This window comes from Bosea sp. RAC05, assembly GCF_001713455.1.
Lineage (GTDB): Bacteria > Pseudomonadota > Alphaproteobacteria > Rhizobiales > Beijerinckiaceae > Allobosea.
The window spans coordinates 2,592,395-2,606,497 of the sequence record NZ_CP016464.1 but is presented as its reverse complement, the minus strand read 5'-3'; the positions used below and the strand labels follow the sequence as shown (position 1 = coordinate 2,606,497).

16 protein-coding genes are annotated in these 14,103 nt (G+C 67.0%); 5 read left to right on the top strand and 11 right to left on the bottom strand.

What is annotated here, in order from left to right:
* Nucleotides 1-2: 2 nt before the first annotated feature.
* The 6 genes from nuoE to BSY19_RS15800 all read right to left on the bottom strand — a co-directional run bounded on the left by nuoE (nt 3) and on the right by BSY19_RS15800 (nt 4,015).
* On the bottom strand, nt 3-773 hold the full coding sequence (gene nuoE / locus BSY19_RS15825; RefSeq protein WP_083247649.1) for an NADH-quinone oxidoreductase subunit NuoE: 771 nt from the start codon (nt 771-773) through the stop codon (nt 3-5).
* Entirely contained in the window at nt 773-1,963 is a 1,191-nt protein-coding gene (locus tag BSY19_RS15820; RefSeq protein WP_069054979.1) for an NADH-quinone oxidoreductase subunit D, read from the bottom strand. The genes nuoE and BSY19_RS15820 overlap by 1 nt, the downstream gene beginning before the upstream one ends.
* A 6-nt stretch (nt 1,964-1,969) precedes the next feature.
* The gene (locus BSY19_RS15815) at nt 1,970-2,254 is read right to left on the bottom strand and encodes a hypothetical protein (protein WP_069054978.1); all 285 of its coding nucleotides are present in this window, start codon (nt 2,252-2,254) and stop codon (nt 1,970-1,972) included.
* Between the two features lie 2 nt (nt 2,255-2,256).
* On the bottom strand, nt 2,257-2,859 hold the full coding sequence (locus BSY19_RS15810) for an NADH-quinone oxidoreductase subunit C (RefSeq protein ID WP_069057166.1): 603 nt from the start codon (nt 2,857-2,859) through the stop codon (nt 2,257-2,259).
* A 141-nt stretch (nt 2,860-3,000) separates the two neighbouring features.
* Nucleotides 3,001-3,585, bottom strand: coding sequence for a NuoB/complex I 20 kDa subunit family protein (locus tag BSY19_RS15805; RefSeq protein WP_054141301.1), 585 nt, complete (start codon nt 3,583-3,585; stop codon nt 3,001-3,003).
* A 64-nt stretch (nt 3,586-3,649) separates the two neighbouring features.
* A complete protein-coding gene (locus BSY19_RS15800; RefSeq protein ID WP_150129788.1) occupies nt 3,650-4,015 on the bottom strand; it encodes an NADH-quinone oxidoreductase subunit A in 366 nt (121 codons plus the stop codon).
* A 295-nt stretch (nt 4,016-4,310) separates the two neighbouring features.
* On the opposite strand from BSY19_RS15800, the gene BSY19_RS15795 reads away from it, so the two are divergent.
* Both BSY19_RS15795 and BSY19_RS15790 read left to right on the top strand, forming a co-directional pair.
* The gene (locus tag BSY19_RS15795) at nt 4,311-4,637 is read left to right on the top strand and encodes an HdeA/HdeB family chaperone (RefSeq protein ID WP_069054976.1); all 327 of its coding nucleotides are present in this window, start codon (nt 4,311-4,313) and stop codon (nt 4,635-4,637) included.
* A 5-nt stretch (nt 4,638-4,642) separates the two neighbouring features.
* The gene (locus BSY19_RS15790) at nt 4,643-5,263 is read left to right on the top strand and encodes a YcbK family protein (RefSeq protein WP_069054975.1); all 621 of its coding nucleotides are present in this window, start codon (nt 4,643-4,645) and stop codon (nt 5,261-5,263) included.
* A gap of 6 nt (nt 5,264-5,269) precedes the next feature.
* On the opposite strand, the gene BSY19_RS15785 is transcribed toward BSY19_RS15790, so the two are convergent.
* On the bottom strand, nt 5,270-6,040 hold the full coding sequence (locus BSY19_RS15785; protein WP_083247648.1) for a molybdate ABC transporter substrate-binding protein: 771 nt from the start codon (nt 6,038-6,040) through the stop codon (nt 5,270-5,272).
* Between the two features lie 146 nt (nt 6,041-6,186).
* A complete protein-coding gene (locus tag BSY19_RS15780; RefSeq protein ID WP_069054974.1) occupies nt 6,187-8,859 on the bottom strand; it encodes an ATP-binding protein in 2,673 nt (890 codons plus the stop codon).
* Between the two features lie 138 nt (nt 8,860-8,997).
* Here BSY19_RS15780 and BSY19_RS15775 point away from each other — a divergent pair, with 138 nt between their 5' ends.
* Nucleotides 8,998-9,435, top strand: a complete 438-nt coding sequence (locus tag BSY19_RS15775) for a response regulator (RefSeq protein WP_210184379.1) — start codon at nt 8,998-9,000, stop codon at nt 9,433-9,435.
* Between the two features lies 1 nt (nt 9,436).
* Complete coding sequence (locus BSY19_RS15770; RefSeq protein ID WP_069054973.1) at nt 9,437-10,693, top strand: TadE/TadG family type IV pilus assembly protein; 1,257 nt, start codon at nt 9,437-9,439, stop codon at nt 10,691-10,693.
* A gap of 15 nt (nt 10,694-10,708) precedes the next feature.
* Here BSY19_RS15770 and BSY19_RS15765 read toward each other — a convergent pair whose 3' ends face one another.
* Nucleotides 10,709-11,485 (bottom strand): EAL domain-containing protein, encoded by a 777-nt coding sequence (locus BSY19_RS15765; RefSeq protein ID WP_069054972.1) that lies wholly within the window; start codon nt 11,483-11,485, stop codon nt 10,709-10,711.
* A 447-nt stretch (nt 11,486-11,932) separates the two neighbouring features.
* Here BSY19_RS15765 and BSY19_RS27040 point away from each other — a divergent pair, with 447 nt between their 5' ends.
* A complete protein-coding gene (locus BSY19_RS27040) occupies nt 11,933-12,418 on the top strand; it encodes a PilZ domain-containing protein (protein ID WP_083247644.1) in 486 nt (161 codons plus the stop codon).
* A gap of 585 nt (nt 12,419-13,003) precedes the next feature.
* Here BSY19_RS27040 and BSY19_RS15760 read toward each other — a convergent pair.
* Nucleotides 13,004-13,183, bottom strand: a complete 180-nt coding sequence (locus BSY19_RS15760; protein WP_069054971.1) for a hypothetical protein — start codon at nt 13,181-13,183, stop codon at nt 13,004-13,006.
* A gap of 221 nt (nt 13,184-13,404) precedes the next feature.
* Nucleotides 13,405-14,100, bottom strand: coding sequence for a substrate-binding domain-containing protein (locus tag BSY19_RS15755; protein WP_069054970.1), 696 nt, complete (start codon nt 14,098-14,100; stop codon nt 13,405-13,407).
* Nucleotides 14,101-14,103 lie beyond the last annotated feature (3 nt).

Here is a 14,103-nt window from a genome sequence, read left to right as displayed (position 1 = left end):
CCTCACTTCACCGTCTTGTCGGCGGGAGCGTCCGCCGACTTCGCGGCTTCCGCCTTCTTGGCCTCAGCCTCGGCCGCAGCCTTGGCGGCGGCAGCTTCGGCGGCGGCCTTGCGCTGCTCGGTGACCCGCTTCTGCCAGTCGCCGGCGCCGATCACCGTGCCGTCATAGAGGGCCGGATCCTTCAGGGTCTCGCCGCCGCCAACCGGCTCGGAGCCGGAGCGGCCGATCTGCGAACCCGCCTTGACCGGGCGGCCATGGCGCAGATCCTCGAGCAGGGCCTTGAAGTTCTCGGGCGTCAGATCCTCGTAATAGTCGAAATTGATCTGCGCCATCGGGGCGTTGCAGCAGGCACCGAGGCACTCGACCTCGAGCCAGGAGAGCTTGCCGTCGGCGCTGACCGTCGATTGCGGGCCGATCACGTCCTGGCAGACCTTCTTCAGCGCCTCGGCGCCGCGCAGCGCGCAGGGCGTGGTGCCGCAGAGCTGGACGAAATGCTCGCCGACCGGCTGCAGGTTGAACATGGTGTAGAAGGTCGCGATCTCCATGACGCGCATCGGCGCCATGCCGAGCTTGCGCGCGACCACCTCGATCGCGGCGCGCGGCAGCCAGCCGTCATGCTGCTCCTGGGCCTTCCACAGCAGCGGGATGACGGCCGAGGCCTGGCGCCCTTCCGGATATTTGGCGATCTGCTGGTCGGCCCAGTTCTCATTCGCCGCGTCGAAGGCGAAGGAGGCGGGCTGGACGGCATCGGGGGCGAGACGACGGACGGACATCAGCGGTCAACTTCACCAAAGACGATATCGAGGGAGCCCAGGATCGCGGAGACGTCCGCGAGCATGTGCTTGCGGCACATGAAATCCATGGCCTGGAGATGGGCGAAGCCCGGCGCCTTGATCTTGGCGCGGTAGGGCTTGTTGGTGCCGTCGGCGACGAGATAGACGCCGAATTCGCCCTTGGGCGCCTCGACGGCGGCATAAACCTCGCCCGCGGGCACCTTGAAGCCCTCGGTGTAGAGCTTGAAATGGTGGATCAGCGCTTCCATCGAGCGCTTCATCTCGCCACGCTTGGGCGGCACCATCTTGCCGTCGAGCGCCGAGATCGGGCCGCCGCCGTCAGCCGAGAGCAGCTTCTCGCAACACTGCTTCATGATGCGCACCGACTGGCGCATCTCTTCCATGCGGATGCAGTAGCGGTCGTAGCAGTCGCCGTTCTTGCCGATGGGGATGTCGAAATCCATCTCGCCATAGCACTCGTAGGGCTGCGACTTGCGCAGGTCCCAGGCGGCGCCGGAGCCGCGGACCATCACGCCCGAGAAGCCCCATTTCCAGCAGGTCTCGAGATCGACCACGCCGATGTCGACATTGCGCTGCTTGAAGATGCGGTTGTCGGTGAGCAGGCCCTCGAGATCGTCGCAGACCTGCAGGAACGGGTCGCACCATTCCGCGATGTCGTGGATCAGCGAGGGCGGCAGGTCCTGATGAACGCCGCCGGGCCGGAAATAGGCGGCGTGCATGCGCGCGCCGCAGGCGCGCTCATAGAACACCATCAGCTTCTCGCGCTCCTCGAAGCCCCAGAGCGGGGGCGTCAGCGCGCCGACGTCCATCGCCTGCGTGGTGACGTTGAGGATATGCGAGAGGATGCGGCCGATCTCGGAGTAGAGCACGCGGATGAGCTGGCCCCGGCGCGGCACCGTGACGCCCATCAGCTTCTCGACGGCCAGGCAGTAGGCATGCTCCTGGTTCATCGGCGCGACATAGTCGAGCCGGTCGAAATAGGGCAGCGCCTGGAGATAGGTCTTGGCCTCGATCAGCTTCTCGGTGCCGCGATGCAGCAGGCCGATATGCGGGTCGACGCGCTCGACGATCTCGCCGTCGAGTTCCAGCACGAGGCGCAGAACGCCGTGCGCGGCCGGGTGCTGCGGGCCGAAATTGATCGAGAAGTTGCGGATGTTGTGTTCGGTCATCGCCAACTACCTCACCGCGAGCCGCGAGCAGTCGAAGGACTGCGACAGACGAAAGCCGACATAGCCCATGCCTGCGTGCAACGCGCCATAACCCATGAAAATCGCGAGACCGGCGAACATGCCGGCGATCCCCGCCGCAGCCAGCCCCGACAGCACCATCAGCCCCGCAAGAGTCCCGATCAGCGCGCCGCGCCATCCGGCGGGACGGCAGCGGTAAACCACGCCGGCGAGATAGCCGCCCGCGAAGGTGGCGCCGCCCAGCAACAGGATGAGACCGAGAATGCCTTCCATCGTCAGACCTTCGCCTTCTCGTCGCCCGGCAGGACGTAATCCGTCCCTTCCCAGGGCGAGAGGAAATCGAAGTTGCGGAATTCCTGGTTGAGCTTCACCGGCTCGTAGACGACGCGCTTCTGCTCGTCGTCGTAGCGGACCTCGACATAGCCGGTCAGCGGGAAGTCCTTGCGCAGAGGATAACCCTCGAAGCCGTAGTCGGTGAGGATGCGGCGCAGGTCCGGATGGCCCGAGAACAGGATGCCGTAGAAATCGTAGGCCTCGCGCTCGTACCAGTTCGCGGCCGGGAAGACCTCGATGATCGAGGGCACGGGGGTCGCCTCGTCGGTCTGGACCTTCACCCGGATGCGGCGGTTCGAATAGGGCGCCAGCAGGTGGTAGACGACGTCGAAGCGCTTCTCGCGGCCGGGATAGTCGGCGCCGGCGATGTCGGTGAAGTTGACGAAACGGAAGCGGCGATCGCCCGAGAGCGTCTTCATCACCTCGAGGATCGAGGCCGCCTCGGCATGAACCGTCAGTTCGTCGAAGGCGACGACGGCATCGGTGACGGCACCCGGCAGCGCCGCCTTGATCTCTTCGCCGAGTTGTACGAGCGCTTCGCTCATCATCTCACCTTCATTGCCCCATCTGCATCATGGTCGGGCTCGACCCGACCATCTCGTGCAGGATTGGGCCCAATCCCTGTCGTGTCCGGCGCCTGTCCGTCGAGAGATGGCCGGGCCAGGCCCGACCATAACGGCGACGGCCTATCGCTCGATCGTGCCCGTCCGCCGGATCTTCTTCTGCAGCAGCAGCACGCCGTAGAGCAGCGCCTCTGCCGTCGGCGGGCAGCCCGGCACGTAGATGTCGATCGGCACGATGCGGTCGCAGCCGCGCACCACCGAGTAGCTGTAGTGGTAGTAGCCGCCGCCATTGGCGCAGGAGCCCATCGAGATGACGTAGCGCGGCTCGGGCATCTGGTCGTAGACCTTGCGCAGCGCGGGGGCCATCTTGTTGGTCAGCGTGCCCGCCACGATCATCACGTCGGACTGGCGCGGTGAGGCGCGCGGCGCGAAGCCGAAACGCTCGACATCGTAGCGCGGCATCGACAGCTGCATCATCTCGACGGCGCAGCAGGCGAGGCCGAAGGTCATCCACATCAGCGAGCCGGTGCGCGACCAGTTGATCAGGTCGTCGGTGGCCGTGACGAGGAAACCCTTGTCGGCGAGCTCGCTGTTGATCGCGGTGAAGAACGGGTCACGCTGGCCGACGGGCAGGCCGTCGGGCCCGAGCAGGCCCTTCGGCGCGGGGGCGACGAGCGGGTCACCGCGGTCGATCGCTGTTGTTGCCATTCTCGTATCCTCGTGAACCGTAACCGTCAGATATGCCTCGCGCTTTGCATCTGCGAGACGACAGTTAGTCCCACTCCAGCGCACCCTTGCGCCACTCATAGACGAAGCCGACCGTCAGCACGCCGAGGAACACCATCATTGACCAGAACCCATACCAGCCGAGGTCACCGAAGGCGACCGCCCAGGGAAACAGGAAGGCGACCTCGAGGTCGAAAATGATGAACAGGATCGCCACGAGGTAAAAGCGCACATCGAACTTCATGCGCGCGTCGTCGAAGGCGTTGAAGCCGCATTCATAGGCCGAGAGCTTTTCCGGATCCGGCTTCGAATAGGCGATCGCGAAGGGCGCGATCAGCAGTGCCAGCCCGATGAACGCCGAGACGCCGACGAAGATCACCAGCGGCAGATAGTCGTTCAGCAGGGACGGCACTGGAAGGGCTTGCATGGGCGTTCCCGCTCAACCGGATGGCGGCGACGTGCCGCCGGTGTCGATTAGACCCTCGATTAGAATGAAGCAAGACTTCGCCGCGCCGCAGCATCGCGAGGGAGGGTTGATTCTGGCGCAAGCATAGCCGTTTCCGCGCTCGCCGTCCGCTGGTCCGCCGGGGCCTGCCGGAATTTTGCCGCATAGTGCGGACTTGTCGCTAGCCGAGGCCGGCGCGACCCGACACACTCGCGCCGAATCGATTCAACAGCGCGGCCCGTCCGCCCAACCGGGAAAGCTCATGATGCGCGCGCACCGTCGGCTCCTGCTCGCTTCGCCGATCCTGCTGCTGGCGGCTCTCGCACCGGCGGCCGATGTCCGCGCCGAGGCGCTCGACCTCGCCCGCGCAAGCTGCGCGGATTTCACCGCGATGAGCGAGGCCGACCGCAGCCAGTTCTCGCTCTGGCTCGCCGGCTATTTCGCCGGCAGCGCCATGCGCCCGCTGCTCGATCTCGAGAAGATCACCGCCGCGCCCGCCGCGCTGGCCGAACTCTGCGCCAAGTCGCCACAGGTGGCGCTGGTCGGCGCCGAGACGCGTGCCGTGTTCATCCCCGCGCCGGCTCCCTGACCGGCATGCATCGCGCCCGGCTCGTCGCGTCGTCGCTGGCGCTCGCCTGTGTCATGGACATCGCGGCCCTCGCGCAGGAGGGCACGACGATGCGCGCGCCCCTGCCGCCGCAACGCCCCTTCGATCTCGAACTGCCCGGCACCCCTGCCCTGCCGGCGATCATCGTTCCGGCACCCACGCAGGCGCAGGATGCGCCCCCGCCCGACGCGAACTCGCCGATGACGAGCGAACCGGACGAGGGCGAAGGTCCGGAATGGCCGCAGCTGACACCAGGCCAGAAGGCGGGCGCGGAGCCGGCCTACGACCCCGACGAGAAGCCGGAGCGGCCGGGCATCTCCACCGATCCGGGGACATCGATCGCCTGCCTGCCCCCACGGCTGAAGCAGATCCTGACCAAGATCTCGGACAAGTACGGGGCGGTGAAGGTGACCTCGACCTGGCGCCCGCCCTGGCGGGCGCGGCGCGGTTCCTATCACAAGCGCTGCGAGGCGATGGATTTTCGCGTCCCGGGCGTGCGGCCGCGGGCGGTCATCGAATGGGTCCGGACCCTGCCCGAGGTCGGCGGGCACAAGGTCTACTGGAACGGCATCCTGCACATCGACACCGGGCCGCGCCGGCCCTGGTGAGTGGCCTCACTCGGGGGCGCGCTCCATGCCCTTCTCGGCGAGGATGCGGCGCGCGGAATCGCTCTGCAGGAAGGCGAGGAAGGCCTTGCCCGCGACCGAGCCGGCCGAGGTCGCGGCGAGACCGCCGGTATAGACGGTGTAGTTCTGGATCTCGGCCGGCAGAGGCCCGACAAGGACCGTGCCGGGAACGGCGAGAATCTCGCTGATCTGGTGGATGGCGAGATCGGCCTCGCCGGTAACGAGCCGCTGCGCGACGAGCCCGCCCGGCACCAGCACCGCCTTGGCGCGGATCGGCTCGGCGATGCCCATGGTCTCGAGCAGCTTCGAGAAGTAGATCCCGCTGGAGCCGCCGGCGGCGGGGTCGATATAGGCGACCTTGCGGGCTTCCAGCAGCGCCGTCTTGAAGGCTGCCACCGTCGCGATGTCGGGGCGCGGCGCGCCCGCCTTCACGGCGACGCCGACCGAGGTCCGCGCCAGATTGACGGGCGTGCCGGCCGCGATCTTGCCGCTGGCGACGAGGTCCTTCACCGCAGCCGGTGTCAGAACAGCCACGTCGAAGGCCTCGCCCCCACCGATCCGGCGCAGCAGCCCGCCGGCCGTGTCGTTGTCGATGACGAGCTTGTGCCCGGTGCTGGTCTCGAATTCCGCCGCGACGGCAGTGACGATCGGCTTGAAGGCGCCGGCGGTCAGCACCTTGATCTCGTCCGCCTCAGCCGAAGCCGCGAAACAGGACAACAGGCCGGCGACGGCCAGGGCAGCGGCTGATCCAAGGCGCATGACGAACTCCCCTGCCCGGGCGACCGGGCCTCCTCGACGCAAGGCCCAGGACTAGGGGGTTGCCGTGACAGGGGCAACGGGCCGGCGGCGCCGCCGCGCCGAACGCCGATCACAGCCTGGTGAGCGGCTGCCGGGAGTGCGCGACGTCAGGCCGCCCGGGCCATCACGTCCTCGATCTCGCGATGGGTCCGGTGCAGCAGGCCGGCGACCACCTCGTAGCTGTCGGGGCCGGGCGGCGTGGCGTCCTCGCGCGCCGCGCGCTCCATCTCGGCCGCCGCCGCCGCCAGGCTCTTCGCGCCGAGATTGGCGCTCATCGACTTCAGCGCATGGGCACAGCGCGCGATCCGCTCGCCGTCGCCCGCACGGGTCGCGTCCGCGAGGCGATCGGCCTCCTCCAGCGACGAGACGCGATAGAGCTCGGCAATGCGCCGGGCGGTCTCGATCGAGCCATTGGTCATGGCGATCAGGTCGTGCAGGACCGCTTCGTCGAGACAACCCTTCTCGGCGACAACAGATTCGGGCGCAGGCTGCGGCGGCAGGCTGCCGCCCTGCCTCTGCCCCGGCGCCAGGGCCGCGATGACGCTGCCGAGCCGGGCGAGCGTGAAGGGCTTGTGGACGACATCGTCCATGTCGGCCTCGCGCCAGGCATCGGCCGCCGTGCCGACGACATGGGCGGTGAGCGCGACGATCGGCACGCGCGCCCGGCCCGTCTCGGCTTCGCGGGCGCGGATGGCGCGCGTGGCCTCGAAACCGTCGAGACCCGGCATGCTGCCATCCATCAGGATCAGATCGAAGCCCTCGCGCTCGACAGCGGCGACGGCCTGCAGGCCGTCCTCGACGAAGCGCGCCGCGATGCCGAAGCGCCGCAGCGCCGCGTCGGCGACCTCGCGATTGACCTCGCTGTCATCGGCCACCAACACGCGCAGCCCCGGAAACTGCAGGCTTTCCGGCGAGGCCGTGCCGGCCGTCCGGGCCCGCCGCAGCGGCTGTCCGTCCTGCAGCGCGGCGAGCAGGGCCGCCAGGTCGCGCCGCTGCACCGGCCAGGTCAGCACCTCGGCGGCTCCGGCCCGGATCAGGGCGTCGGCGTCCTCGGACGGTCCGGCCACGACCACCACGGTCCCCGAACGGCAGCGACAGGCCGGCAGCCTGTCCGGCGAGGCGAGCACCAGATCAAAGCGCGCACTCTCCTGCGCGAGCACGGCGGCGTCGCTGCAGACGGCATAGCCGGCCCGCCCGAGTTCCTGCGCCAGCATCTCGCCGGTCTGCCCCCTGGAGAGAAGGATGCCGACCGTCCGGCCGGTCGGCACGGGGACCGCGGCCGGCGCCGGCTCGGTCACGATCGGGAGCGCGAAGGAAAAGCAGCTGCCGGTCCCGACCGTGCTTTCCACCCTCAGCGTCCCGCCCATGGCGTCGACGAGCTGGCGGGCAATGGCGAGGCCAAGCCCGGTGCCGCCATGCGTGCGCGTGGTCGACTGATCGGCCTGCGAGAAGGATTCGAAGATCGTCCCGAGCTTGTCGGCGGGAATGCCGATGCCGGTATCGGAGACCGCAAAGCGCAGCCACCCCTCGCCCTCGCGGGTCAGGGCGACCGTGACGCCGCCGGCCTCGGTGAACTTCAGCGCGTTGTTGACGAGGTTGGCGAGAACCTGCCCGAGGCGGACCGGATCGGCCTGAACCGTCAGGCCCGGCGGCGTCGCGATCGACCCGCAGAGATCGAGCGTCTTCGAGCGAGCCCGATCGCCGAAGAGCTGGAGGACGGAATCGACGGCTTCCTCGGGATCGATCTCCAGCGCCTCGACCTCGAGCTTGCCGGCCTCGATCTTCGAGATGTCGAGAATGTCGTTGATGATGGCCAGCAGGCTGGTGCCCGAGCGCGCGATCACCTCCGCCTGGCGCCGGGCGCGATCCGGCAGTTCGCCGGCCGCCAGCAGCTCCGCCATCACGAGGATGCCGTTCATCGGCGTTCGGATCTCATGGCTCATCGTCGCCAGAAAATCGGACTTGGCCTGGTTCGCCTGATCGGCGGAATGCGCGGCGCGCTGGTAGTCGGCGGTGCGGTCGGCGACCTCGCGCTCCAGCTTGTCGCGGTGGTCGGCCAGCCGGCGATCGCGCTCGCGGATGTCGCCGATCATGCCGTTGAAGCTGTCGACGAGGATGCCGATCTCGTCGCGGGAGGTCGCGGCGAGGGTGACGGAATAGTCGTGCTCGCGACGCACGCGCATCATCGTCTGCGTCAGGGCGCCGAGCGGGCCGGTGATGCGCCCCTGCAGCCGGAGCGCCAGCGCGACCGCGAGCAGCGTCGCGACGGCTCCGGTCAAAAGGGTGCTCGTGACCGCACGCCCGATCAGTTCGGCCAGGTCGCGCGTGTCGGCGATGATGCGCAGGCTGCCGACCGGCACTCCGCCATGGATGACGGGGACGGCCGCCTCCATGGTCCGGCTGCGCAGGATCGCCGGCAGCGGCCAGCGCGTGTCGGCCCCCTCCACGACGAGATCGCCGGCGAGTTGCTCGGCCGCCCCGATCTCGGCCAGCGGCCGGCCGTCAGCCGTCTCGATGCCGGCGAAGACGATCCCCTTCAGGCGGGCGATGGCGTTGATCGCCTGCGCAGCCGAGACAGAATCCTGGTCCGCGACAGGCGTCGCGGCCGCGGCAGCGATCGCATGGGCCGTGTTCAGGAGCGCATCGCGCCGCGACTGGCCGTAGCTTTCAGTTTCGCGCCAGACGGTCACGCCGACCAGGAAGGCACTGGCCAGCAGCGTCGCGCTCACGACGAGCAGGATCAGCCGGCTGCGAATGGAGAGGTGGGGACGAAAGGTCATGCCCCAGCATAGCCAGACCATGCTTTCGCAATTGCAAACAACGCCCCCGAAAATTTGAACGAGTCGGAACCGTTTGTTTGGAACTCAGTGTCAAGGTGATCGTCGCAGGCACCAGAACAGTGCCAACGGAGCGATGCGATGACGATGGCTGAAGCAGCCGCGATCCCGTTCAGTTACGTCCTCTGCGACCAGATCTCGATCCTGGCCGTGGACGACGATCCGATTCAGCGTGAATTCTGCACGGTCTACCTCGCTTCCCCCCATGCCGAGATCTCGACGGCCGCCTCGGCGGAAGAAGGGCTGGCGTTGCTGGAGCGGCAGCGCTTCGACGTCGCACTGGTCGATGTCGACATGCCCGGGATCAATGGCATCGAGATGGTCCGCCGCATCCGGGCCGACAGCCGGCTCGACGATCTCCCGGTGATGGTGATCACCGGCCGCGAAGACACTCTCTCGATCGACCAGGCCTATGCCGCCGGCGCGACCTCCTTCATGTGCAAGCCGGTTAACTGGCGGCTGCTCGGCCACCAGATCCGATTCATGGTGCGGGCGCACCGCGCCCTGGCGGGAGCCTGACATGGACAGGACCCTGACAGCGGTGATCGGGCGCCTGCGCCGCGACGAGCGCGGCGGCGTGCTGGTGGTGCTCGGCGTCGCCCTGCCGGCCCTGCTGATGGCTGCGGGCGTGGTGATCGACTACGGGACGCTGTCCGAGCAACGCACGGCCTTCCAGGCGGTGGCCGACGGCTCCGCGCTCGCCGCCGCCCGCGAATTCCGGCTCGCCAATGCGACGCCGACCGGCGTGCAGTTGGCGGCGGAAAAATTCGCCAGCACGCAGCTCAAGACCCTCGACAAGACGGGTACGATCGCGGCGACCGTCGACCTCAGGAAGATGACCGTCACCGTCGAGGTGACGAATGTCGCGCGCACGAACATCATGCACATGTTCGGTTCCGACAACGTCACCGTCAGCGCGCGGGCCACCGCCCGCGTCCTCGGCACCTCCTCGATCTGCGTCATCGGCCTGGAGACCAAGAAAAAAGAAACGATCCATCTCGAGATGAACGCCAAGCTCGAAGCGCTGGAATGCGCGGTCTACTCGAACTCCTCCCAGCCGCATGGCCTCGCGGCCAAGCAGAACTCCCAGGTTCGCGCGCGCTTCATCTGCTCGGCCGGCGGCGTCTACAAGGACAAGTTCGACAGCTTCCAGCCCAGCCCGACGCTGGACTGCCCCATCCTCACCGATCCGCTCGCCTCGCGGCCGCCGCCGTCGATCGGCGGCTGCAGCGCCAACGCCCTCAGCATCACCAAGAGCACGATTCTGAGCCCCGGCACCTATTGCGGCGGCATCCGGATCAGCAAGGGCGCCGTGGTGACGCTCAACCCCGGCGTCTACGTCTTCAAGGACGGGCCGCTTGACGTCTCCGGCGGCGCCACCCTCAAAGGTGCGAATGTCGGCCTTTACTTCAACGGCAAGGGCTCGGTGCTGCGCTTCGAGGCCGACACGAAGATCGACCTCACGGCGCCGCAGAGCGGCGTGCTGGCGGGTATCCTGTTCTATGAGGACCGCACCTCGCCGGCGAACCAGATCCACCGGATCCTGAGCAACGACGCGAAGGTGCTGCTCGGCACGCTCTATCTGCCCCAGGGCGAGCTCAACATCGGCGCCAACAAGCCGGTGGCGGCGGAATCGGCCTACACGATCGTGGTGGCGCGCCGCTTCACCCTCTCGGCCGGCCCCACCATGGTGCTGAACGCGAAATACTCCTCGACCAATATTCCCGTGCCGGAGGGCGTGGGACCGGGCTCGACCGCCGCCCATCTGGCGAAGTGAGCGCCTGAGGCGCGATCAGCGGACCGCCGGCCAGCCGTCCCGGACGAAGGCGTCGATCCGCTCGGCACTGACGGCGGGCGAGAACAGATAGCCCTGCAGGAGATGGCAGCCGGCGACGCGCAGGAACTGCTGCTGGGCCACGGTTTCGACGCCCTCCGCCACCACCTTCAGGCCCAGCGAGCGCGACAGGGCTGTGACGGCCTGGACGATCGCGGCCGCCTTCAGTTCGCCGGTTCCGTCGATCAGCGACTTGTCGAGCTTGAGCTTGTCGATCGGCAGCTTCTGCAGATAGGCGAGGCTCGAATAGCCGGTGCCGAAATCGTCCAGCGCGATGCGGACGCCGCTGCGCCGGAGGATGTCCATGGTCTCGATGGCGCGGTCGAAATTCTCGATGATCCCGCTCTCGAGCAGTTCGAGCTCGACCTGCTCGGGGGCGTTGCCGATCTCCGTGATCACGGCCAGCAGCCTGGCGGCAAAGTCCGGCGCCTGGAACTGGCGCGCGCTGATGTTGATCGCGACGGGAAGCTGAGGCCAACGCAAACCGTCGGTGAGCGCCTGTCGGATCACCCACCAGTCGAGGGCATCGGCCTGGGCATCATCGGCGATACTGTCGAGGATGGCACCGGGACCCGAAATCGATCCGTCCGGCGCGACCGCGCGGAGCAAACATTCGAGGCCGATCAGCACCTTTCCGTCGGCGCTGACCTGAGGCTGGTAATATAGGCGGGCGCTCGTGAAAATCGCGTCCTCGGCATGTTCATCTCGGCCGCTCGCGCGGTCCGGCTCGGGCATCCATTGCACCCGGGCAGCACCAGTCATAGTCGATCGACCACAAGCCCGCCATGCGCCGCATGAGCGCAGGCACAGGGCGCCATGGCCGGCTGCCGCCAGCACGAAACCGCCGTCAGCCAGCTTATGCCGCGATGACCTCGACGAAGATCCGTCGCCGGATCAGACGAAGCCGGCGCGTCGGCGGCGATCGTCCGTCTCGGCGACGGCACGCGTAGGCAGTTCGTGTTCGGTGATCTCCCCTGCGGTCAGGCGTTCGGCGCGGGTGGCTCAGCCCAGGTCAGGTGACGACCCAATCTCGGCCTGACGGGTCGATGAAGCTCCTCACGGAACCTGAATCTGATCGCGTCTCTGACACCCATGGGGCCTGACCCTGGCATCGACGCAATATGCGAGTTTTTCTGAAATCATTTTAAGATTCTTAAAATCTGATTGGTCCGATACTGGGGCATGCATGATGTGCTTGCAGGCCCCGAACCAGACAGACGCACGGCGTGGCGTTATCATATCCGCCTGCTGGGACGTTACATGCTTCTTGACCGCAGCGAGTGGAACTGCAGGACTGTCGACATTTCGCCCAATGGCATTCGGATGTCTGGGATGGCCCGCCCTTATCTCGGCCAGACTGTCGTGGTCTACCTGGATGAACTCGGGCGTCTCGAGGGCAGCGTGGCTCGCATCCAGGAAATGGAATTTGCCCTGCATTTCCGTATGACAGAGCGCAAGCGTGAACTGCTTGCGGCATCTCTGGCCATGCTCGCCGAAGGTGGGAGCGCGCCGCGCCGCCTCTATCCCGCACTGGCCACCAAAGTTCTTGGGTATTCCGAAGCGCCAATCCCACCCTCAGTAAGCGCGCCAGTTCACGCCGCAATTCCGCTTTCCTCGAATGCAGGCACTGCTGACAGAGCATTCCGCGTCTATCTTGATGCTTTGTAACGCCGCGCACTGACGCTTTGGATCTGATCGCCCCCGGAGACAAGGTCCGGCTGGAGGCTATCGCTCTGGTCTGTGCGAACTGCCATCGCATGATCGAACGGACGCGCCTTTCCACTCGTCAGATGCTCTGCAAGTCGGCCGAAGATGTCTGCCCAGGTGGCGAGCTTGCGCTCGGCCATCGCCGTGCGCGTCTGATCGAAGATCAGTATCTGCCTTGTGCGGTCACGTCCCAAAGCGCTTTCACCTCATCAAAAAGCTCTTTGGCAGAGTCACGAAGACCCGTCATGGCGCGGGCACCGTTGACGTCTCAGGCTGTTCGCCACGACAGAGCTGAATTCGACGCCCTGGGTCGCGGGGCATTCCTGCGACATTGCCAAGGTCTCGGTCATCATTGGGATCGCCGAAAGCATTTCGCTCGAGGGCGTCCAAGCGGCAGCTGACCGCGCGCTCTACATTTCAAAGGCTCACGGACGCGATCGAGCCGAGCGCTTCGTCGTTTGATGTCAAGGCCAAGATGATGCCGGCTTTCGAGATGCATTTTTCAACTCGCAGATCGAGCCGGTAACGCGCGTCGTCTAAAACCGGCTATTCCGGCACCTCGTCCACCGCCTTGACGACCCAGCGCGTGATCTCGCCTTCGATTTGGTGTTTGAATTCGAGATTGCTCGCTTTCTCGCGCGCGACAAGAGCATCATAGGCCTCGATCACGGCGGTTACGGTGCGGGTGACCTCCAGTTCAACGCAATAGGTTTTGGGCTCGTTCATGATTCTTACCGCGGTCAAATACTATGATGAGACCCTTGGCCTCACTTAGGCCGCGCCAAATATGATTTCGGGCGCATAAAGAAAGCCTTTCGTCGATCGAATAAACTTCGATGTCCGACGTGAACTGCTCCTCGGCGGACAATGGATATTACGTTACGGTAGCCATGGCGTCGTTGACGCGCTCCGTTTCTAAGCGGCCGCGTCCGGAGGAAGCCGGCCGATCAGACGAAGCCGGCGCGTCGGCGGTGATCGGCCGTCGCGTCGCCGGCCAGCAGCTTCACGAGTTCACGGGCGGCCTGCGGATGCGGCGCCCGCAGGGCGACCCCGGCCGTGTAGCGGGTGGCGAGGCTCAGGCCCGGCGGGAGTTCGGCGACGAGAGCGACCCCGGCGACGGCCTTGATCTCCGTCACCTGGGTGCAGCCGATCGGGCGCGCTTCCGGCGCGTTCGCGAGAGCCGCCATGGCCGACGCGCCGTTGGGATAGGTGCGCAGACGCTCCGCCACCGCCGCGCCGATCCCGAGCTTGTCGATGACGCCGGCGAAGTGGATGCCGGCCGTCGCCAGCTTCGGATCCGGGAAATAGATCGCGTCCGCCGAGAGCAGTGCGTCCCGCAGCGCAGCCGCATCGGCGACGTCGGGAACCGGGTCGCCAGCGCGCACCGCAATCGCCGTCCCGACATCGCCGAGATCGGCGATGCTGTCGGGCGCGACGACGCCGCCCGCGACCAGTTCTGCGATGATCGCTGCCGTGAGGATGACGACGTCGGGCTGCGCGCCCTCGGCGAGCCTGGCCCGCATCGCGCCGACGGCACCGAAGCTGCCCTCGATGCCATGGCCGGTGGCTGCAAGGAACCGCGGCTCGAGCGCCCGGACGAGGGCCTGGGCGGCGCCGCCGCTGAGAATGCTGATGTCGGGCATAGG